Below are 19723 nucleotides of genomic sequence, written 5' to 3' on the forward strand. Positions count from 1 at the left end.
TGCAGCGCACCGCAACCGGCGCAAGCGAGGCTTCGTCCAGCATGCGTGCCGGGGGGCATCGCACCACCGCAGCACGCGCCTGCGGCACAACGCGCGTGCAGTTACTGCGCTGCCGGGCCGATGAACTCCAGCGCCCGCGCCATTACCGAAGCGTGATCGACCAGGCGGTTATGGCCCAGGCCCTCGGTACTGAACAGCTGCGCGCCCGGCCACAATGCGGCAAAGCGCGCGCCTTCCTCCCACGGCGTCTCGCGGTCGCGGCGGTCGTGGATGACCAGCGCCGGGCGATCGAACTGTGGCAGGTGCAGGCTCGCGTCGAGATCGGCAAAACGCAGGCCGGTGAGCTGGCACAGCCAGTTTTCGAATGGCGCAAACGCGGCGGGTGCGATCCCCGAGGCACGAAACTGGCGGTGCGCACTGGCGCTGGGTTCGACCAGTGGCGCGATCAGCACGTAGCGCTCGGGCCGCCATGCCGGGTCGTTGGCAAACACCGCCGCTGCCGCGCCGATCGAGTGCCCGATGAAGGCGGCAGGGCGGCCGAAACGGCTGCCGATCTGGCGCAGGACCTGCACGAAATGCGGCATGTTGCTGATCTGTCCGCTGCTCAGGCCATGCGCGGCCTGATCGAACGCCAGCACCGCGTAGCCGAGTGCGCGCAGCTGCGGCACCCATGCAGCAAAACGCAGCCCGTAACTGGACCAGCCATGCGACAGCAGCACATACGGTTGCTGGCTTAGCTCGCCCCACTGGTACACCGCAATGTCGAACCCGTCGATGTGCAGCGTCTGGCGTTGCACGTCGGTCAAGGTTGCCGCGAGGGCAGCCGCCTGCTGCCGCCCTTTACGCGCAGGTGTCACGAAACGGCGCGCCAGATAGCGCCCGGTCGGGCCAGGGGCCAGGCAGCTGGCGCCGGCCAGCACACCGCGAAGCATCCGGAGACGCAGTTTGGCGATGGACGCGCTCATCGGAAGGATCCTTGTGGAAGAGGAGGCGCTATATCTTGCTGGTGACAAGATCAGCGAGTCTGCAGTTGGATCTTGTCATCGTCAAGATGATCTGCTCCACTGGAATCCCGAAAAACGAAGCCGCCATGTCGCGCACCGATGCGTCTGCTGCCTATCATCACGGCGACCTGCCGGCCACGCTGCGGCGCGCCGGCTGGGAGCTGCTGAGCGAATCCGGCGTGCGTGGGTTGAGCTTGCGCGAATGCGCGCGGCGCGCCGGCGTCTCGCACGCGGCTCCGGCGCATCACTTCGGTTCGCTGGACGGATTGCTCGCGGAGCTGGCGGCCGACGGCTACGAACGCATGCTCGCCTGCATTCGTGCCGCCCAGCAGGAACTGGCCGACCCCTTGCTCGGCTGTGGCCTGGGGTATGTGCGGTTTGCGCTGGACTACCCGCAGCAGTTTCGGCTGATGCTGGGGCTGGAGGTGAGCCCGCGCAGCCTGCCGCGGCTCGTGCAGGCCAGCGATGCGGCGATGGCGAGCCTGCGCGAGACAGTGCGGACGCAGTGGGTCGCCCGTCACGGCCATGCCCCGGCCACGGACGTGCTGCAGCAACGCACGCTGCTGGCCTGGAGCGCGGTGCATGGCTATGCCTCGCTTGCGATCGACCGCAAGCACACGGCCTTGCTGGCCTTCGCACCGGAGGTGGTGTTTGCGCCGTTGCTGCACGCCGTGCTCGAACCCTGAAACACGGGCCGGACCTGCGCGGGCATGGCCTGGCTGGCCGCGTGCCGGTCCGCACGCCCGGCGGCGGTGCGTGGCTCTGCTAGCATCGCCGCCACTGGAGCGCGAGACCGGAGCAACCCATGGCTGTGCAGGTGCTGGTGCTGAAAGAACGGGCGGCCGACGAGCGCCGCGTGGCGGCAACGCCGGAAACGATCAGGAAACTGGTCGCGCTTGGCGCCAGCGTGTGGATCGAGCCGGACGCCGGACGCGCCAGCAGCATGGACGATGCGGCCTACCAGCAGGCCGGCGCGCAACTGGCCGGCGCACACACACTGGGACAGGCCGACGTGGTGCTGTGCGTGCAGGGACCGCCGATCGATGTCCTGCTGCAGTGCAAGCCGCATACGGTGCTGATCGGCATGCTTTCGCCCGATGCCGACCCTGCCCGCGCGCAGGCCTTTTCCGGGCATGAATTGATCGCATTCCCGCTGGAGCGGCTGCCGCGCACCACGCGTGCGCAATCGATGGACGTCTTGAGTTCGCAGGCCGGCATGGCGGGCTACAAGGCGATGCTGATCGCCGCACAGCTGGCGCCACGCTTCTTTCCGATGCTGACCACGGCCGCCGGCACCATGCGCCCGTGCAAGGTGCTGGTGATCGGTGCGGGCGTGGCCGGGCTGCAGGCGATCGCCACTGCCAAACGGCTTGGCGCGCAGGTCGAAGGCTTCGATGTGCGCCCCGAAACCCGCGAACAGATCGCCTCGCTGGGCGCGCGCTTCCTGGACCTTGGCGTGAGCGCGGCCGGCGAGGGCGGTTATGCGCGCCAGCTCACTGACGAGGAGCGTGCCGAACAGCAACGCCGTCTTGCCGACCATCTCAAGGGCGTGGACGTGGTGGTCTGCACCGCCGCCCTGCCCGGCCGGCCGGCGCCGAAGATCCTGAGCATGCAGATGCTGCACGGCATGCGCGCCGGCAGCGTGATCGTCGATCTGGCCGCGGAGACCGGTGGCAATTGCGCCGCCACCCGGCCGGGCGAAACGTATGAGCTCGACGGCGTGGTGATCGCCGGCCCGCTCGATCTGCCCAGCCAGGGTGCGGTGCACGCCAGCGAGATGTTCGCGCGCAACGTCTACGCGTTCGCCGCATTGCTGATCAAGGATGGCGCGCTGTCGTTCGACTGGGACGACGAACTGCTGGCCAAGACACGCTGGTCGGCGACAGCGACTGCATAGCCCCGCCGCGTCCATGCGCCTTGCGCGTCGGCGTTTCCGGGTAGGAGCGCCCTGGCGCGCGATGGAGCGTTACCGATGAAGCTCCATCGCGGGCCAGCGCGCTCCTACAGTGGCCGCACGCACGTCCACCTGCGCCCGGGATGCCGCCCTAGCGATGGCGTGCCGCGCTCGCCGCGGCGACGCTGCCGTCAGTCGTCGGTTGGCGGATGCTCGCGCAACCAGGTGCTGCGCTCAGCCGGGCTCATCTTCTGCCAGCGTTGCTGCAGCTCGTTGCGTTGTTGCTGGTTGAGCGTGCGCATGCGGTCGAACAAGGCCTTGGCCTCGCGACGCTGCTCGGGGCTCATGTTGCGGAAGCGGTCCATGCCGGCCTTGGCCTGCTTGCGCTGCTCCGGGGTCATGTCCAGCCAGCGGCGCGCGTGGCGATACATGCGCGGGCGTTCTTCCGGCACATCGTTCCAGCGCTCGCGCAGCGCATCGATCAGCACCTGCCGCTGTTGCGGGGTGAGCTTGTCCCACTCGGGCATCGGCGTCTCTGCCGCGCGCGGTCCGGGTTCCCGCGGGCCGGGGCCATCCGGCAGTGGCGGTCCCGGCGGTCCCGGGGAGTGGGCCTGGGCCAGCAGGGAGGCGCAGGGCGCCGCGCATAGCAGCAGGGTCAACAACAGGCGGGTGGTGCGGGTCATCGTGCTTATTCCATGGCCAGGGCGGTGTCGGACCCCAGCCAGACGTACAGGTCCGGATTCTGGGTCAGCATGTCGTCGGTATCGGTGGTGGTGCCGGCCATTGCCTGGGTCGGGGTGGAGGCAGGCGAGGCAGTCTCGCCCGGACGCAGTTGCAGGCCGATGCCGACCGCCAGCAGCCCCGAACACGCGGTCGCCAGCAACCAGTAACCGCGTCGGGCACGCGTGGGAGCGGCCGCATGACGGGCCTGGCGCAGGCGCGCCAGGGTCTGCGGCGGCAGGCTGGTGAGGGCGGTGGCATGCAGCTGGCGCAGGTGCGCATCCAGCTTGGCCGGGTCGTGGGAGCGATTCACAGGAAATCCTCGAACTGTGTTTGCAACGCGTCGCGCGCACGCGACAGGTGGGTTTTGACCGAGCCTTCCGAGCAGCCCATCGCCTTGGCGGTGGTGGCCACGTCCAGGTCTTCCAGCACCCGCAGCGTGAACGCTTCGCGCTGGCGCGCCGGCAGGCTGCGCAAGGCCTCGACCAGCCGTTGGTAGGCCTGTTGATGCTGGTGTTCGTCCACCGGCCCGGTGCCGGGGTCGGCCCAGTCGATGGTGCCTTCGTCGTCGGCGCGCTCGGCCGGTGCCCAGAACTTCAGGCGGAAGCTGCGCCGCCGCTGCAGGTCGATGATGCGGCTGCGCAGGATGCTCCAGAACAGCGGCGTCCATTCGGCGGCCGGGCGCTCGCGGTAGCCGAGCAGCTTCACCATGGCGTCCTGCACCGCGTCCAGCGCATCCTCGCGGTGACGCAGGCCGGCCTCGGCAAAGCGGAACGCACGCGGGCCGATGCCGGCCAGGAAGGCGTCCAGCGAAACCGGCGCGGTGGCGGCCGGTGCGGCAGGTTGCGGATCGAAAGGGGTTCCCACCAGCACAGCGTAGCTTCCGCGGAGACGATACGACGTCAACGGACGAGCGCCGATTCGGTTGACACGCGCCCAGGCACGCATGGCGTGGGTATGATCGGCGGGCCACACCGGCCAGTGGAGCGAACGACGATGAGCGACGGATTCGTAGCGCTGTACATCTTCATGCTGGCGGCCATCGCCGGCCACGTGATCATCTCGCGGGTGCCGGTGATCCTGCATACCCCGCTGATGTCCGGTTCCAACTTCATCCATGGCATCGTGCTGATCGGCGCGATGGTGGTGCTCGGGCATGCCGACACCACACTGGAAAAGGCGCTGGGATTTGTCGCGGTGATGCTGGGTGCGGGCAATGCGGCCGGCGGTTACGTGGTGACCGAGCGGATGCTGGACATGTTCAGGCCCAGCAGGAAGCCGCCGGGCGGGGACGCGCCATGAACGTCTCCACCGCCGCGTTGCTGGCATGGCTGGTGAAGTCCAGCTATCTGGTCGCGGCGACCCTGTTCCTGCTCGGGCTGCAACGCATGGCCTCGCCGCTGACCGCGCGCAGCGGCATCCGCTGGGCCGGGCTGGGCATGCTGATCGCCACGGTGGCGACGTTCTTCCTGCCCGAACTGCATAACGTGCCGCTGATCCTGGCCGCGCTGGCGATCGGCACCGGGGTGGCGTGGTGGTCGGCCAGGAAGGTCGCCATCACCGACATGCCGCAGATGGTGGCCTTGTACAACGGCATGGGCGGCGGCTCGGCGGCGGCGATCGGGGCAGTGGAGTTGCTGCGCTTTGCCTTCTTCGCCAACCGCGACACCACCCACTGGAGCGCACAGGCCATCGCCGACCTGGCGGCGCGGCGGCCGGATACCACCACCGTGGTGCTGGCGGTGGTGGGCTCGGCGATCGGCGCGGTGTCGCTGTCCGGCTCGATCGTGGCCTGGGCCAAGCTGGATGGCCGGCTCGACCGCCGGGTGACATTTCCGGGCCAGCAGGCGGTCAATCTGCTGGTGGCACTGGCGGTGCTGGTGCTCGGCATCTGGGCGGCCAGCAGTCTGCAGCCGCTGGCGATCGTCGCCTTCTTCCTGGTCGCGCTGGCGCTGGGCGTGTTGATGACGCTGCCGATCGGCGGCGCCGACATGCCGGTGGTGATCTCGCTGTACAACGCCTTCACCGGCCTGGCGGTGGCGTTCGAGGGCTACGTGCTGGGCAACGAGGCGCTGATCATCGCCGGCATGATGGTCGGCGCGGCCGGCATCCTGCTGACCCGCTTGATGGCCAAGGCGATGAACCGGCCGATCAGCGGCGTGCTGTTTTCCAACTTCGGTGGCGGCGGCCAGGCGCAGGAGATCGGCGGTGCGCAGAAGCCGATCGAGGCCGGCGACGTGGCGGCGATGATGGCGTTCGCCGAGCGGGTGGTGATCGTGCCCGGCTACGGCATGGCGGTGGCGCAGGCGCAGCACAAGATCTGGGAGCTGGCGCAGCGGTTGATCGCGCGCGGGGTCAAGGTGAAGTTCGCGATCCACCCGGTCGCCGGGCGCATGCCCGGGCACATGAACGTGCTGCTGGCCGAAGCCGGCGTGCCCTACGACCTGATCGCCGACATGGACGACATCAACCCCGAGTTCGCCAGCACCGATGTGTCGCTGGTGATCGGCGCCAACGACGTGGTCAACCCGGTGGCCAGGACCGACCCGGCCAGTCCGATCTACGGCATGCCGATCCTGGACGTGGTCAATTCGAGGAACACGGTGGTGATCAAGCGCGGCAAGGGCACCGGCTTTGCCGGCATCGAAAACGCGCTGTTCTACGCCGACAACACCCGCATGCTGTACGGCGATGGCGCGGAAGCGGCCGGTGCGCTGGTCAGCGAGCTGAAGGCGCTGGACGGGGGCGGGCACTGAGGCCTCGTGCGACGGATCAGGTGGATGCGTCTGTGACGTCATGCGTGGAAGCGGCGCCGTCCTCAGCACCTGGCCCGTGTAGCGGAGCTGCAGGACAGCCGCGCCAAGTCGAATCTCTTCGCCGTGTCCAGCCAGTCCCGAGCAGGACGCGGAGCTTTCAGAAAAACACCGGGCTTTCGAGTCGCAGCGGTGTTTTTGCAGATAGTCAAAAGCCTGGCTAGTCGAGGGCGCGGCGCCCTCACCGCTTGCGGGACACGCCGTGAACACATCCATCGGGGGCTCGGTGGCGGCATCCATGCCGCCACACGGTCCCGCAACCGGCGAGGACACCGCACCAGGCAGTTGGCCGGCCCTCATCTGAAAAAGCTGTCTGCCGTGCGGTGTGTATCAGACCTGGAGCCGATGCTTCACGATCGAACAAGGTGCATCCGGATCCGGCACTGCTCTTCCATGCACACCGACCCTCTCGACTGGTCCTTGCCCGCTCACCGTCGCGGGACCCTGAGCGGCATGGATGCCGCGCCGGAGCCTACAAGGACGTACTTGCGGCGTGTCCCGCGATGGTGGGCGGACAAGGGCCCCGCAGCCAAGCTAAAGCGCCCTGCAGCCAAGTCGCACAGTTCTCCAGGCATCGCTGCGTCAGCGCAACAAAGCGCATAGCACCCAGTAGCAGTAGCGTTACCCGAAGCTGCGCGGCGGCCGCTTCAACGCATCTGAGCGCCGGCGATTGCGACAAAACGCGCCTGGCTCAGCGCGCCGTCCACCACGCCAGGACCAGTGCGGCGGCATAGCACAGCAGGTCGAAACCGTTGTTGGCCAGTTGCAGCAGGGTCCAGGCCAGCCCGGCGCCCATCTTCTGTGCCGAGGTCCACGGGTCCAGGCCCAGTGCGCCACCCAGCTGCGCCGAGGCGATGCCCCAGTTGGCGCCGACGATGACCAGCGCGGTCGCCACGACCGCGATGCCGATGCGCAACGGGCCGGCGCCCAGCGTGCCCAGGCGCAGCATCCAGACGATTTCCAGGGCCACCAGCACCGCCATCCAGCCGGCCTGGTTGCCCAGCGCGAGCGCGATGAGCATCCAGGCGATCAGGGCGGTGACGCATCCCAGCAGCAGGAGCGGGGGCCAGAGCCAGTGGGCGGTTCTGGCGGACGCGGTGGTAGGCGGCATTGGAGCTCCTGACAGTGCGCACATGATAAGGCGCGCGACGTGCTTTGCGCGGTGATGGATGCGCCGATGGAATGCAGCGTCGTCGCTGGCTCCATCCCGCAACGGCAGCGGCCTTGCCGTGGTCGGCTAGAATGGCGGACTTGCGCGCATCCGCCGCGGCCCCATATCCAGCCCATGTACTCCCGTAGCAGCGAACCCGTCCAGTTCGAACGCGATTGCGATGCCGTCATGGTGCCGCAGGGCGATTCGGTGACCCTGCCCGCTGGCAGTTACGGCTATATCACCCAGGCACTGGGTGGCAGCTATACCGTCTTTGTCGAAGGCAACCTGTTCCGCATTGCCGGCAAGGATGGCGATGCGATCGGCAAGGAGTCCCCGCCGGGGCTGGAACTGCCCGCCGATGCCAGCGACGAAGAGGTGGAGGCACTGGTGTGGCAGCAGCTGCGCACCTGTTTCGACCCCGAGATCCCGTTCAACATCGTCGATCTGGGCCTGGTCTACGAGGCGGTGGTCAGCCATCGCGAGGAAGACGATCAGCGCCGGGTGGACGTCAAGATGACCCTCACCGCGCCCGGTTGCGGCATGGGCGAGATCCTGGTCGACGACGTGCGCAGCAAGGTGGAGATGATTCCGACCATTGCCGAGGCCGACGTTGAGCTGGTCTTCGACCCGCCGTGGGGCCGGCATATGATGTCCGAAGCAGCCCGTCTCGAGACCGGCATGCTCTGACCGTCAGGCGCCATGTCCAAGAGGTGGCGCCGCGTCCTTTCGCCCGCCATACAGGAATCTTCCGGTGTCCGTGTCCTTCGCTTCCATCCGTTCCCCGTCGCCGCGCAGTGCCGACGAGCTGTCCGTGATCCTGGCCGCGCCCGGCTTCGGGCTGCATTTCACCGACCACATGGTCGCCATTTCCTGGACCAACGAGCTCGGTTGGCACGACGCGCAGGTACGCGCGTATGGCCCGCTGCAGCTGGATCCGGCCGCCTCGGTGCTGCATTACGGCCAGGAAATCTTCGAAGGCATCAAGGCCTACCGGCATGCCGACGGCTCGATCTGGACCTTCCGCCCGCAGGCCAATGGCGAGCGGCTGCAGCGCTCGGCGCGGCGGCTGGCGCTGCCGGAACTGCCGGTCGACCTGTTCGTCGAATCGCTGCGCCAGCTGGTGGCGGTGGATGCGAGCTGGGTGCCGTCGGCCCCGGAAACCAGCCTGTACTTCCGCCCGTTCATGATTGCCGACGAGGCGTTCCTGGGCGTGCGTGCGGCGCACAAGGCCTCGTACTACGTCATCGCAAGCCCCGCCGGTCCGTATTTCGCCAAGGGCGTGGCACCGGTGTCGATCTGGTTGTCCACCGAGTACGCACGTGCGGCCAAGGGCGGCACCGGTGCGGCCAAGTGCGGCGGTAACTATGCCGCCTCGCTGCTGCCGCAGCAGAAGGCCTATGCGCAAGGCTGCTCGCAGGTGCTGTTCCTGGACCCGGTGGAAGGCAAATACATCGAAGAACTGGGCGGCATGAACGTGTTCCTGGTCTACAAGGACGGCACGCTGGTGACGCCGGAACTGTCCGGCAGCATCCTGGAAGGCATCACCCGCGACAGCATCCTGCAACTGGCCCGCGACCGCGGCATGCAGGTGATCGAGCGCAAGGTCGCCATCGACGAGTGGAAGCAGGGCGTGGCGTCGGGCGAGATCACCGAGGTGTTCGCCTGCGGCACCGCCGCCGTGGTCACCCCGATCGGCGAATTGAAGGGCGATGGCTTTGCGGTCGGCGATCTGTCCGCCCCGGCTGGCGAGGTGACCATGTCGCTGCGCCAGGAGCTGACCGATATCCAATATGGGCGCATCCCGGATCGCCATGGTTGGCTGGTGCGTCTGTCCTGAGCCAACACATCGCGTCAAAAAAGGCCTCTGCGCAGTCGCGCAGGGGCCTTTTTTTTTGGGCGCAGCGCAGCAGGGGCGTGGCTATGCATGTCCGAACATGTCTTCAACTGACTGAACGGTGCCGTACGGTGTCACAAATCTGATATTTGATTTGTAGAAAGTGCGAACTTCTTATTGTCCAGTCTGGTTGTAGTGCGGTAGGTTCGCTGAACGGATCGATAACAGGGGGTCGATCCGGGACCTCGGTGCTGACCTATGGAAGGCGGCACCGGCTACCACCGCCACGGCGGTGCTCTTTGATCTAGAAGGGAATTCGATGTCGAACGAGTCTTTCCGCAAGTGCCCCCGCGCACTCACCATCCTGAGCGCGGCTGCGCTGACCTCGTTGCTGCTGGCGACCCCGGCCTTTGCCGGTGAGGTCTATCTGGATGGCCTGGCCACCGCCCAGACCCACCAGAAATTCATCGTGACCTACAAGGACGGCAGCACCGCGCTGGCCAGTCCCACCGCGTTGAGCACGTCGCTGCGCACCGCCGCGCGCGCTGTTCCGGCCAAGGCCGGCAAGGCGCTGGGCCTGAACTCGGTGCGCCGCCTGGCGCTGGGACCGGAGCTGGTCAGGACCGACCGCGCACTCGACCGCGCCGAAGCCGAAACCCTGATGCGCCAGTTGGCATCCGACCCCAACGTGCAGAGCGTGGAGGTGGACCAGATCCTGCACGCCACGCTGACCCCGAACGACACCCGGCTGTCCGAGCAGTGGGCCTTCGGCACCACCAACGCCGGTCTCAATATCCGCCCGGCCTGGGACAAGGCCACCGGCGCCAATGTGGTGGTGGCCGTGATCGATACCGGCATCACCACCCATGCCGATCTCAACGCCAACATCCTGCCGGGCTACGACTTCATCAGCGATGCCACCACGGCGCGCGACGGCAATGGACGCGACAGCAATCCCGCCGACGAAGGCGACTGGTACGCCGCCAACGAGTGCGGCACCGGCATTCCCGCCGCCACTTCCAGCTGGCATGGCACCCATGTGGCCGGCACGGTGGCCGCAGTGACCAACAACACCACCGGCGTGGCTGGCACTGCCTACAACGCCAAGGTGGTGCCGGTGCGCGTGCTCGGCAAGTGCGGCGGTTCGCTGTCGGATATCGCCGACGCCATCGTCTGGTCGTCCGGCGGCAGCGTCAGCGGCGTGCCGGCCAATGCCAACCCGGCCGAAGTGATCAACATGTCGCTGGGCGGCGGCGGCACCTGCTCGGCCACCATGCAGAACGCGATCAGCGGTGCGGTCTCGCGCGGCACCACGGTGGTGGTGGCGGCGGGCAACGATTCCGTCAACGTGTCCGGTTCGCTGCCGGCCAACTGCGCCAACGTGATCGCAGTGGCAGCCACCACCTCGGCCGGCGCCAAGGCCAGCTATTCCAACTTCGGCACCGGGATCGACGTGTCGGCGCCGGGCTCGGCGATCCTGTCCACGCTCAACAGCGGCACCACCACGCCGGGCAGCGCCAGCTACGCCTCCTACAACGGCACCTCGATGGCGGCGCCGCACGTGGCCGGCGTGGTGGCGCTGGTGCAGTCGGTCGCGCCGAGTGCACTCACGCCGGCCGCCGTGGAAACCCTGTTGAAGAACACCGCGCGTGCGCTGCCGGGGGCCTGCTCGGGCGGCTGCGGTGCCGGCATCGTCAATGCCGATGCGGCGGTGACCGCCGCCATCAGTGGCAGCAACGGTGGCGGCGGTGGCGGCACCGGCAACACCCTGACCAACGGCACGCCGGTCACCGGACTGGGTGCGGCCACGGGTGCGGAACTGAACTACACCATCGCGGTGCCGGCCGGTAGCGGCACGCTGACCGTGGCGATCAGCGGCGGCAGCGGCGATGCAGACCTGTACGTGCGTGCCGGCAGTGCGCCGACCGACACCACCTACACCTGCCGCCCGTACCGCAGCGGCAATGCCGAGACCTGCAGCATCAGCGCGCCGTCGGGCACGTACTACGTGCGCGTCAAGGCGTACAGCACGTTCTCCGGCGTGACCTTGCGCGCCAGCTACTGAGGCACGTCGGCACTGCCTGGCCATGGCCGGGCAGTGCCGATTCGCTGCCGCAGAGCGGCTTTACCCCATCAGCGACGTATCGCCCACGTCTGCCGCATCGGCAGGCGCCGGTGATGTGTTGCCGCTCGACCGGAATGGACATCGGTCAGTCGTCTTGCCGGGCGCACGCGCCCGTGCACTGCCCGACCCGATCCGCAGCACGCGGGGATGGTTCGGCCATCTCGCCGCACCTGCGGCACCCTCTCAAATAAGGAACGATCGATGTCCAATGTGTCGCAACGTCGTGCGCCCACGCGCGCGCTGGTGGTCCTGGGTGTGTCCGCGCTGACCTCGCTGCTGGCGGTGCCGGCGTTTGCCGGTCAGGTCAATCTTTCCGGCCTGGATTCGCAGCCCACCCTGGATCGCTTCATCGTCAAGTACAGGGACGGTTCCAGCGCCGCGGTGAGCCCGACCTCGATGCGTGCATCGCTCAGGTCGGTCGCCACCGCCGTGCCCGCACGCGCCGGCCGTGCGCTGGGCCTGAATCACGTGCGTCGCACCGCGCTGGGCTCGGAAGTGCTCAAGACCGACCGCGGCCTGGACCGCGCCGAGGCCGAGACGCTGATGCGCCGGATCGCCGCCGACCCGAGCGTGGAGTACGTGGAAGTCGACCAGATCATGTACCCGACGCTGACCCCCAACGACACCCGTCTGTCCGAGCAGTGGGGCTTCGGCACCACCGCCTCGAGCATCAACGTGCGTCCGGCCTGGGATACGGCCACTGGCACCGGCGTGGTGGTGGCGGTGATCGACACCGGCATCACCAGCCACCCGGACCTCAATGCCAACGTGCTGCCGGGCTACGACTTCATCAGCGACGCGGCACGCGCGCGCGACAACAACGGTCGCGACAACAATCCGGCCGACCAGGGCGACTGGCGCGCTGCCAACCAATGCGGCTCCGGCGTGGCAGCGGCCAACTCCAGCTGGCATGGCACCCACGTGGCCGGCACCATCGCCGCGGTCACCAACAACAGCACCGGCGTGGCCGGCACCGCGTTCAATGCGCGCATCGTGCCGGTGCGTGCGCTGGGCCTGTGCGGCGGCACCACCTCCGACATCGCCGATGCGATCGTCTGGGCGTCCGGCGGTACCGTGTCCGGGGTGCCGGCCAACGCCAACCCGGCCGAGGTGATCAACATGTCGCTGGGCGGCAACGGCACCTGCTCCAGCACCTACCAGAACGCCATCAACGGCGCGGTGTCGCGCGGCACCACGGTGGTGGTGGCGGCCGGCAACAGCAATGCCAACGTGGCCAACTTCACCCCGGCCAGCTGCGCCAACGTGATCTCGGTGGCGTCGATCACCTCGGCCGGGGCGCGTTCGAGCTTCTCCAACTTCGGCAGCACCATCGACATCTCCGGCCCCGGCTCGGCGATCCTGTCCACGCTCAACAGCGGCACCACCACCCCGGGAAGCGCCAGCTACGCTTCCTACAACGGCACCTCGATGGCGGCCCCGCACGTGGCCGGCGTGGTGGCGCTGGTGCAGTCGGCGGCGAGCCGTCCGTTGACCCCGGCGGCGGTGGAAACCCTGTTGAAGAACACCGCCCGTCCGCTGCCGGGCGCCTGCTCGGGTGGCTGCGGTGCCGGCATCGTCAACGCGGCCGGTGCCGTCAGCCAGACCCCGTAAGCCACGCGCGGTGCCAGCGGCCGGACCGTTGGCACCGCGTCGGTCTGCGTGATGCAGCGTGGCTGCAGCACGCTTGGTATCCCCATTGCCCCGCCAAAACGCGGGGCAATGGCGTTTTTGGGGTGTACTGGGAGGGCAGGTCGGCTCAGTTCCGGTCGCCGCCGGTATCTGCCGTTCAAGCGGCCGCCTTAACAGACCCCATGGCTCGCCACGTCTGGCCGGCGATCCCGGCTCAGGTCCGCTCGTACCGGGTCGATAGCGTGGGCAGGTGGGCAGCGACGCCAGTCGGCGCGCCTCACCACGATGCGAAGCGGCACACCTGTGCCCGCGTTTGCACCACGACATCTTGGGGAGGGGTCGATCCATGCACCATCTATCATTCAAAGGGTTACGCCATGTCGCGCTGGCCTGTGCACTGCTGTGCGGCACTGCGCCCGCGTTCGCCGGCGATGTCAGCCTGCAGGGGCTGGGGTCGGCGTCGGCCCATCAGCGTTTCATCGTCAGCTACAAGGACAGCAGCGCCGGCAACCGTGGCGGGCGTCTGAGCGGCTCGCTGCGCGAGATCGCCCGCGCAGTGCCGGCGCGGCGCGGGCGCGCGCTCGGCCTGTCGTCGTCGCGCTGGCTTGGCGTCGGGCCGCAACTGCTGGTGGCCGACCGCGCGCTGGACCGGGTCGACGCGGAAACGCTGATGCGGCGTCTGGCGGCCGACCCGTCGGTCAAGCGCGTGGAAGTGGACATGCTGATGCGCCCGATGCTGGTGCCGAATGACACCCGCCTGTCCGAGCAATGGGCGCTGGGCACCACGACCGCCGGCATCAACGTGCGGCCGGCCTGGGACAAGGCGACCGGCAAGGGCGCGGTGGTGGCCGTGATCGATACCGGCGTCACCACGCATCCGGAGCTGTCGGCCAATGTGCTGGCCGGCTACGACTTCATCAGCGACGCCTTCATCGCCCGCGACGGCAACGCACGCGACACCAGCGCCGCCGATGTGGGCGACTGGGCCGCGGCCAACGACTGCGGCAGCGGTGCCAGTGCGTCCAGCTCCAGCTGGCATGGCACCCATGTGGCCGGCATCGTCGCGGCCGCCGCCAACAATGGCACCGGCACGGCAGGCGTGGCATTCAATGCCAAGGTGCTGCCGGTGCGCGTACTGGGCCGTTGCGGCGGTTATCTGTCCGATATCGCCGATGCGATCGTGTGGGCCTCCGGCGGCACGGTATCCGGTGTGCCGGCCAATCCGACCCCGGCCAAGGTGATCAACCTGTCGCTGGGTGGCATCGGCACCTGTTCGACCACCTTGAGCAATGCGATCGCCAGCGCGGTATCACGCGGCACCAGCGTGGTGGTGGCCGCCGGCAACAGCAATGTCGATGTCTCCAACAGCGTGCCGGCCAATTGCTCGAACGTGATCGCGGTGGCCGCGACCACGTCGTCCGGGGCCAAGGCCAGTTTTTCCAACTTCGGCAAGGGCGTGGATATCGCCGCTCCCGGCCAGGCGATTCTGTCCACGCTCAACAGCGGCACCACCGCGGCGGGCAATCCCAGTTACGCGGTCTACAGCGGCACCTCGATGGCGGCGCCGCACGTGGCCGGCGTGGTGGCGTTGATGCAGTCGGTGGCGCTCAATCCGCTCAGTGCGGCCAGCGTCGAAGCCATGCTCAAGAGCACTGCGCGTGCATTGCCGGTGGCATGTCCGCAGGGGTGCGGGGCAGGGCTGGTCAATGCCGATGGTGCGGTGGCTGCGGTGATCGCCTCGACCACCCTGACCAGCAATGCAGCGCGCAGCGGCCTGGCCGCGGCGACCGGTGGTTCGCTGTATTACCAGGTCAATGTGCCCGCGGGCACGCGCAGCCTGCGGGTGGCGCTCAGCGGTGGCAGCGGCAATGCCGATCTGTCGCTGCGCGCCGGCGCATTGCCCAGCGATACCGCCTATGGCTGCCGTACCGCGGTGGTGGGCAACGCCGACAGCTGCACGCTGACCGCGCCTGCGGCAGGGGTGTATTACGTGCGGCTCAAGGCCACGCTGGCATTTTCGGCGGTCACGCTGGTGGCCACGTACTGAACGTGCGCGCGGCCCTGCGCCGGTGGGTGCAGGGCTGCGCCCGGCCTGTGCGCGTGATCGCGCGTCGGGCACGTGGCGCCGGCGCACCACTCACGTTTCCTGGCACGTGCGTGATCGCTGACGCAAGCAGGAGGCACTTTTTGCATGTCCCAGGTGCCGGCCGGCGCCAGCCGACATGCACGCGGCACGGGGATCGCCGCGTCTAGTCGCAGACACTGCAGGGCCGCGCCTGCAATGCGGCGACGATGCCGTCGCCCGGCAATTCCAGCAGCAAACCGCGTTGCCCGGCGTTGATCCACAGCGACGGGGCATCCAGTGCGCTGGCTTCGATCAGCACCGGCGCCTGGCGTTGTTGCCCGAGCGGGCTGATGCCGCCGACCTTGTAGCCGGTGCGACGCTCGGCATCGGCCACCTCCATCATGCGCGCCGACTTGCCGTTGTAGGCACTGGCCAGTTTCTTCAACGACACCCGGCGATCGCACGGGATCACCACGCATACGGCCTGGTCGTCGACCCAGGCCATCAGTGTCTTCAGCACCGTGTGCGGCGCCAGCCCCAGGGCGGTTGCCGCCTGCACGCCCTTGGCGTCCGCATCGGCCTGGTACACGTAGGGGTGCAACACATAGGCCACGCCGGCGGCATCCAGGGCCCTGGTCGCGCGGGTGGCCTTGCTCATGGCGTCAGAGCGACTCGAAGCGGTTGGCGGCGACGTTCTTGCGCACCTTTTCCGGATTCCAGATGCGCCCGTTCATGGCGATGTACACGCCGGCCGGCAGCGACTGCACCGCGCCGACCGCGCAGCCGATATTGAACTCGGCATCCGAGCCGCGGAAGCGCGCCGGATTGAGCGCGCCGGTCATCACGATGGTCTTGTCGGCGATCGACTGCAGCACCTTGCCGGTTTCCACCATCGAATCGGTGCCGTGGGTGATCAGCACGTGGCGCGTCGGCTGGGCGGCGATGGTGGCGCGCACCAGTTCGCGGTCGGCATCGGTGATGTGCAGCGAATCCTTGCGGATGATCGGGATCACCGAGAAGCGGAAGGTCACGCCCAGTTCCTTGAGGATCTGGCCGATCTGCGGGTCGCCGATCTGGTAGTCCGATTTGTCGTCGAAGTAGATCTTGTCGATCGTGCCACCGGTGGTGACGATCAGGAGGTCTTCCATTGCTGCCAGTCCTTCAAACGGGCGCGGTGCAGGCCGCGCGAGGGCCGTCATGATACGACCCCGGCGCATGCGCTGCCCAAGCCGGGTCAACGCGGAGGGCGAGGGCGGCCGAAGCGCGCCGCCATCCCGGGGCCACCCACCAGTGCCACCACGAGCAGGGCCAGCAGCACTTCCAGCCACGCCAGTGCACGCGCCTGCGGCTGGCTCCAGGCGGCCATCACGCCGTGACTGAACCAGCCCAGCGCGAACACGCCGGCCCAGAAACGCGCGCGCGCGCTCCGCAGCGCCAGCGCAGCCATCAGCGCCGGCGGCAGTGCAAACACCATCAGCGCCGCGGCGCGGTGGCGGTCGTCGTGAAACCAGGTCACGAACAACACCGTCAGCGCGAGTAGCGCGGCGGTCAGCAACCCATGCGTGGCGCGCAGGCTCACGGGCTGGCCAGGCGCCGGGCGATGTCGGCCACCCGCCGGCCCAGCGCACGCGCCAGCAGGGCTTCGTCCTCGCTCGGTTGCGGGTCGCCGCCGGCGCCGGAGACATGGCTGGCGCCATAGGGCGTGCCGCCGCTGGTGGTTTGGCTGAGCGCCGGCTCGGTGAACGGGATGCCGACGATCAGGCAGCCGTGGTGCAGCAGCGGCAGGTGCATCGACAGCAAGGTGGATTCCTGGCCGCCGTGCATCGCGGCGGTGGAGGTGAACACGCCTGCCGGCTTGCCGGCCAGGGTGCCGCTGGCCCATTCGGCGCCCAGGCTATCGAGGAAATGCTTCATCGGCGCGGCCATGTTGCCGAAGCGGGTCGGGCTGCCCAGCAGCAGCCCGCTGCACTCGGCCAGATCGGCCTTGTCCACATACGGCGCGCCCTCGTCCGGCACCGGCGGGGCGCTGGCCTGGGTCACTGCCGCCACCGGCGGTACCGTGCGCAGCCGCGCGCTCATGCCGGGCACTTCGCCGATGCCGCGCGCGATCTGCCGCGCCAGCCGCGCCACCGAACCGCCACGGCTGTAATACAGCACCAGAATCTCCGCCATCGCGCATCCACCGCCTATGTAAGTTGCCGCAGTATCGGCCAAGCCACCACCTCGCTGCACCCTGCGGCTGCGGCAAGGCCGCGATGACGGCGCATCGGGTACCCTTGCGCGATGTCGCGCGTGAACAAACTCCACCAATGGAAGGAACGGCTGCGCGACCGCGCGCGGACCGTGAGCTTCGGGCGCTTCCTGTGGCGCCGCTTTCTCGATGACCGCCTGTTCCAGGCGGCCGCCTCGCTCGCCTACACCACGGTGTTCGCGCTGGTGCCGCTGGCGATCGTGGTGTTCGGCGTGTTGTCGGCGTTTCCGGCCTTCAACGAATGGAAGGACGCGCTGACCGACTTCATCTTCAACAACTTCGTGCCCGGCGCGGCGCGTTCGGTGCAGAACTACCTCAACCGTTCGCTGGAAGATCTGGGCAAGTTCACCGTGGCCGGCATGGTCGCGCTGGTGGCCTCGCTGCTGATCACCCTGCACAGCATCGAGCAGACCTTCAACAGCATCTGGCGGGTGGCCGCCGCACGGCCGAAGGTGACCCGCTTCCTGATCTACTGGACGGTGCTGACCCTGGGCACGATGCTGGCGGCGGCTTCGATGGCGATGGCCGCCTACGTGTTCGCATTGCCGCTGTTCCGTACCACCGAAGGCCAGTGGCTGGCCGAATTCGCCTGGCGGCTGGCGCCGATGGCGGTGGAGTTCGTCTGCATCGTGCTGATCTACCGCGTGGTGCCGCAGCATGCGGTGCGCCTGCGGCACGCGCTGCCGGGCGCATTGCTGGCGGTGATCCTGATGGAGATCGTCAAATGGGGCTTCGGCTTCTATCTGGGCAACTTCCAGACCTATCAGCGCATCTACGGCGCACTGTCGGCACTGCCGATCCTGCTGCTGTGGATCTATCTGAGCTGGGTGTCGGTGCTGCTGGGCGCTTCGCTGGCCTCGTCGATGTCCGCGTTTCGCTACCAGCCCGAAGCGATGCGGCTGCCGCCCGGCTTTGAGATCTATGGCCTGCTGCGCCTGCTTGGTCGTTTCCGCCAGGCACGCATCCATGGCAACGGGCTGGACGAAGACCGTATCCTGGCGCTGGAGCCGATGCTCACCGACACGCTGATGCAGGAGTTGCTGTGCGAACTCAAACGCATCCGCCTGCTGCGCCGCGACGAGCGCGGCCAATGGCTGCTGGCGCGCGACCTGGACGTGGTGCCGCTGGCCGAACTCTACGAAAACTGCCAGCTGCGCGTGCCGATCGAAGACCGCCCCCTGCCGTGCCGCGACGATGCCTACGGCCAGGCCGCGTCCGCTGCGCTGGAACAACTGCGTCAACCCTTGCGCAGCGTGCTGGCGCAACCGGTCGGCGACCTCTACACCCACCTTCCCGGAGACCCCTCATGACCGTGCGCCTCGTGCGCGGCGCCTGTGCGCTGCTGTTGCCGCTGTTGCTGCTGACCGCCTGCAAGCCCGCCAGCGAGGGCACGCCCGCTGCGGGCGGTGCAGCGCCTGCGCCCACCGCGCAGACGCCGCAAACCCCTGCCGCCCCCGCCGACCCGGCAGGCGCGACCGACTCCTCGGTGGTGCAGCAGACCGCCGAGATGCCCAAGCTGTCGCTGCCGACCGTGACCGGCGAGGCCTACGACCTGGCCGCGCATCGCGGCAAGTGGGTGGTGGTCAATTTCTGGGCCACCTGGTGCGCGCCGTGCCTGAAGGAGATGCCCGAGCTGTCGGCGCTGCACACCATGCGCGACACCATCGAAGTGGTGGGCCTGGCCTATGAAGACATCAGCAGCGCCGACATGCAGGCGTTCCTGAAGGACCATCCGGTGTCGTACCCGATCGCCGTCCTCGACCCCTACCAGCCGCCCCAGGACTTCGCCACGCCGCGCGGGTTGCCGATGACGTATCTGATCGGTCCGGACGGCAAGGTCGCCAAGCAGTTCCTCGGCCCGGTCACCGCGCGCGACATCGAAACGGCGGTCGGCATCACCGGCAAGGCCGGCTGATGCAGGCGGCGCGCTTCCTCGTCACCGGCGTGGTGCAGGGTGTGTGGTTCCGTGCGGCCACCCGCGAGCGCGCGGTTGCGCTGGGCCTGCGTGGACACGCGCGCAACCTGCCCGACGGCAGTGTGGAGGTGCTCGCTGCCGGGACCGACGCCGCCCTGGATGCGCTGGAGACCTGGTTATGGCAAGGCCCGCCGGCGGCCCGGGTCGCGGCGGTGACACGCATGCCCTGCGCGCAGCCGCCGACTGAAGAATGTGTAACTGGCTGAGTCGCTGCCGCCGGCGCAGGCCAACAGACTTGCGATGCGTCGCCGATAACATTG

Annotated in this window: 21 protein-coding genes; 12 read left to right on the forward strand and 9 right to left on the reverse strand. The window is 68.4% G+C overall.

All coding sequences use genetic code 11. From position 1 onward, the window contains the following. Positions 1-101: 101 nt before the first annotated feature. A complete protein-coding gene (locus tag H7A86_RS04475; RefSeq protein WP_119130794.1) occupies positions 102-965 on the reverse strand; it encodes an alpha/beta hydrolase in 864 nt (287 codons plus the stop codon). Between the two features lie 125 nt (positions 966-1090). Here H7A86_RS04475 and H7A86_RS04480 point away from each other — a divergent pair, with 125 nt between their 5' ends. Both H7A86_RS04480 and H7A86_RS04485 read left to right on the forward strand, forming a co-directional pair. After that, positions 1091-1690 carry a TetR/AcrR family transcriptional regulator gene (locus tag H7A86_RS04480; protein WP_119130795.1) on the forward strand — a complete coding sequence of 200 codons (600 nt, stop codon included), beginning with the start codon at positions 1091-1093 and terminating at the stop codon, positions 1688-1690. 119 nt (positions 1691-1809) lie between these two features. Then, the gene (locus tag H7A86_RS04485) at positions 1810-2901 is read left to right on the forward strand and encodes an NAD(P) transhydrogenase subunit alpha (protein WP_119130796.1); all 1092 of its coding nucleotides are present in this window, start codon (positions 1810-1812) and stop codon (positions 2899-2901) included. Positions 2902-3089: 188 nt separating this feature from the next. Here H7A86_RS04485 and H7A86_RS04490 read toward each other — a convergent pair whose 3' ends face one another. Genes H7A86_RS04490 through H7A86_RS04500 form a run of 3 tightly spaced genes read right to left on the reverse strand, consistent with a single transcriptional unit; the run spans position 3090 to position 4491 of the window. Continuing rightward, a complete protein-coding gene (locus tag H7A86_RS04490; protein WP_119130797.1) occupies positions 3090-3581 on the reverse strand; it encodes a DUF3106 domain-containing protein in 492 nt (163 codons plus the stop codon). A 5-nt stretch (positions 3582-3586) separates the two neighbouring features. Next, positions 3587-3931, reverse strand: a complete 345-nt coding sequence (locus H7A86_RS04495) for a hypothetical protein (RefSeq protein ID WP_119130798.1) — start codon at positions 3929-3931, stop codon at positions 3587-3589. Continuing rightward, a complete protein-coding gene (locus H7A86_RS04500; protein ID WP_115676227.1) occupies positions 3928-4491 on the reverse strand; it encodes an RNA polymerase sigma factor in 564 nt (187 codons plus the stop codon). Before H7A86_RS04500 ends, H7A86_RS04495 begins: the two co-directional genes overlap by 4 nt. A gap of 123 nt (positions 4492-4614) precedes the next feature. Between H7A86_RS04500 and H7A86_RS04505 the strand changes: the two genes are divergently transcribed. Next, entirely contained in the window at positions 4615-4920 is a 306-nt protein-coding gene (locus H7A86_RS04505; protein ID WP_115676228.1) for an NAD(P) transhydrogenase subunit alpha part 2, read from the forward strand. Continuing rightward, positions 4917-6374: an NAD(P)(+) transhydrogenase (Re/Si-specific) subunit beta gene (locus H7A86_RS04510; RefSeq protein ID WP_119130799.1), complete on the forward strand. Its 1458-nt coding sequence runs from the start codon at positions 4917-4919 to the stop codon at positions 6372-6374. Before H7A86_RS04505 ends, H7A86_RS04510 begins: the two co-directional genes overlap by 4 nt. Positions 6375-7122: 748 nt before the next feature. Here the strand turns inward: H7A86_RS04510 and H7A86_RS04515 are convergent. Next, positions 7123-7542 carry a hypothetical protein gene (locus H7A86_RS04515; RefSeq protein ID WP_119130801.1) on the reverse strand — a complete coding sequence of 140 codons (420 nt, stop codon included), beginning with the start codon at positions 7540-7542 and terminating at the stop codon, positions 7123-7125. Between the two features lie 174 nt (positions 7543-7716). Between H7A86_RS04515 and sufT the strand changes: the two genes are divergently transcribed. The 5 genes from sufT (at position 7717) to H7A86_RS04540 (ending at position 15219) form a co-directional block, all read left to right on the forward strand. Then, positions 7717-8271, forward strand: coding sequence for a putative Fe-S cluster assembly protein SufT (gene sufT / locus H7A86_RS04520; protein WP_104649488.1), 555 nt, complete (start codon positions 7717-7719; stop codon positions 8269-8271). Between the two features lie 64 nt (positions 8272-8335). Continuing rightward, entirely contained in the window at positions 8336-9421 is a 1086-nt protein-coding gene (locus H7A86_RS04525) for a branched-chain amino acid aminotransferase (RefSeq protein ID WP_119130802.1), read from the forward strand. Positions 9422-9737: 316 nt separating this feature from the next. Next, positions 9738-11483 carry a S8 family peptidase gene (locus H7A86_RS04530; protein ID WP_104582242.1) on the forward strand — a complete coding sequence of 582 codons (1746 nt, stop codon included), beginning with the start codon at positions 9738-9740 and terminating at the stop codon, positions 11481-11483. Between the two features lie 261 nt (positions 11484-11744). Then, positions 11745-13154 (forward strand): S8 family peptidase, encoded by a 1410-nt coding sequence (locus tag H7A86_RS04535; RefSeq protein ID WP_180708033.1) that lies wholly within the window; start codon positions 11745-11747, stop codon positions 13152-13154. 364 nt (positions 13155-13518) lie between these two features. After that, entirely contained in the window at positions 13519-15219 is a 1701-nt protein-coding gene (locus H7A86_RS04540; protein ID WP_119130803.1) for a S8 family peptidase, read from the forward strand. Positions 15220-15421: 202 nt separating this feature from the next. Here H7A86_RS04540 and ybaK read toward each other — a convergent pair whose 3' ends face one another. The 4 genes from ybaK to wrbA form a co-directional block, all read right to left on the reverse strand. Next, entirely contained in the window at positions 15422-15895 is a 474-nt protein-coding gene (gene ybaK, locus H7A86_RS04545) for a Cys-tRNA(Pro) deacylase (protein ID WP_119130804.1), read from the reverse strand. 4 nt (positions 15896-15899) lie between these two features. Beyond that, complete coding sequence (locus H7A86_RS04550; protein ID WP_016900703.1) at positions 15900-16385, reverse strand: asparaginase domain-containing protein; 486 nt, start codon at positions 16383-16385, stop codon at positions 15900-15902. An 86-nt stretch (positions 16386-16471) separates the two neighbouring features. After that, on the reverse strand, positions 16472-16816 hold the full coding sequence (locus H7A86_RS04555) for a DUF2069 domain-containing protein (RefSeq protein WP_119130805.1): 345 nt from the start codon (positions 16814-16816) through the stop codon (positions 16472-16474). After that, entirely contained in the window at positions 16813-17409 is a 597-nt protein-coding gene (gene wrbA / locus H7A86_RS04560) for an NAD(P)H:quinone oxidoreductase (RefSeq protein ID WP_119130806.1), read from the reverse strand. The genes H7A86_RS04555 and wrbA overlap by 4 nt, the downstream gene beginning before the upstream one ends. A 111-nt stretch (positions 17410-17520) precedes the next feature. On the opposite strand from wrbA, the gene H7A86_RS04565 reads away from it, so the two are divergent. Genes H7A86_RS04565 through H7A86_RS04575 form a run of 3 tightly spaced genes read left to right on the forward strand, consistent with a single transcriptional unit; the run spans position 17521 to position 19669 of the window. Continuing rightward, on the forward strand, positions 17521-18798 hold the full coding sequence (locus H7A86_RS04565) for a YihY family inner membrane protein (protein ID WP_104582248.1): 1278 nt from the start codon (positions 17521-17523) through the stop codon (positions 18796-18798). Further along, positions 18795-19403 (forward strand): TlpA family protein disulfide reductase, encoded by a 609-nt coding sequence (locus tag H7A86_RS04570; protein WP_104582249.1) that lies wholly within the window; start codon positions 18795-18797, stop codon positions 19401-19403. The genes H7A86_RS04565 and H7A86_RS04570 overlap by 4 nt, the downstream gene beginning before the upstream one ends. After that, on the forward strand, positions 19403-19669 hold the full coding sequence (locus H7A86_RS04575) for an acylphosphatase (RefSeq protein WP_119130807.1): 267 nt from the start codon (positions 19403-19405) through the stop codon (positions 19667-19669). The genes H7A86_RS04570 and H7A86_RS04575 overlap by 1 nt, the downstream gene beginning before the upstream one ends. Positions 19670-19723: the final 54 nt, after the last annotated feature.

This window comes from Xanthomonas euroxanthea, assembly GCF_903989455.1.
Lineage (GTDB): Bacteria > Pseudomonadota > Gammaproteobacteria > Xanthomonadales > Xanthomonadaceae > Xanthomonas > Xanthomonas euroxanthea.

Coding starts and splice junctions, on each gene's coding strand:
- H7A86_RS04480 (WP_119130795.1), top strand. CDS start 1,091: ATGTCGCGCACCGATGCGTCTGCTGCCTATCATCACGGCGACCTGCCG.
- H7A86_RS04515 (WP_119130801.1), bottom strand. CDS start 7,542: ATGCCGCCTACCACCGCGTCCGCCAGAACCGCCCACTGGCTCTGGCCC.
- H7A86_RS04510 (WP_119130799.1), top strand. CDS start 4,917: ATGAACGTCTCCACCGCCGCGTTGCTGGCATGGCTGGTGAAGTCCAGC.
- H7A86_RS04475 (WP_119130794.1), bottom strand. CDS start 965: ATGAGCGCGTCCATCGCCAAACTGCGTCTCCGGATGCTTCGCGGTGTG.
- ybaK (WP_119130804.1), bottom strand. CDS start 15,895: ATGAGCAAGGCCACCCGCGCGACCAGGGCCCTGGATGCCGCCGGCGTG.
- wrbA (WP_119130806.1), bottom strand. CDS start 17,409: ATGGCGGAGATTCTGGTGCTGTATTACAGCCGTGGCGGTTCGGTGGCG.
- H7A86_RS04490 (WP_119130797.1), bottom strand. CDS start 3,581: ATGACCCGCACCACCCGCCTGTTGTTGACCCTGCTGCTATGCGCGGCG.
- H7A86_RS04530 (WP_104582242.1), top strand. CDS start 9,738: ATGTCGAACGAGTCTTTCCGCAAGTGCCCCCGCGCACTCACCATCCTG.
- H7A86_RS04485 (WP_119130796.1), top strand. CDS start 1,810: ATGGCTGTGCAGGTGCTGGTGCTGAAAGAACGGGCGGCCGACGAGCGC.
- H7A86_RS04535 (WP_180708033.1), top strand. CDS start 11,745: ATGTCCAATGTGTCGCAACGTCGTGCGCCCACGCGCGCGCTGGTGGTC.
- H7A86_RS04505 (WP_115676228.1), top strand. CDS start 4,615: ATGAGCGACGGATTCGTAGCGCTGTACATCTTCATGCTGGCGGCCATC.
- H7A86_RS04565 (WP_104582248.1), top strand. CDS start 17,521: ATGTCGCGCGTGAACAAACTCCACCAATGGAAGGAACGGCTGCGCGAC.
- H7A86_RS04570 (WP_104582249.1), top strand. CDS start 18,795: ATGACCGTGCGCCTCGTGCGCGGCGCCTGTGCGCTGCTGTTGCCGCTG.
- H7A86_RS04575 (WP_119130807.1), top strand. CDS start 19,403: ATGCAGGCGGCGCGCTTCCTCGTCACCGGCGTGGTGCAGGGTGTGTGG.
- H7A86_RS04550 (WP_016900703.1), bottom strand. CDS start 16,385: ATGGAAGACCTCCTGATCGTCACCACCGGTGGCACGATCGACAAGATC.
- sufT (WP_104649488.1), top strand. CDS start 7,717: ATGTACTCCCGTAGCAGCGAACCCGTCCAGTTCGAACGCGATTGCGAT.
- H7A86_RS04540 (WP_119130803.1), top strand. CDS start 13,519: ATGCACCATCTATCATTCAAAGGGTTACGCCATGTCGCGCTGGCCTGT.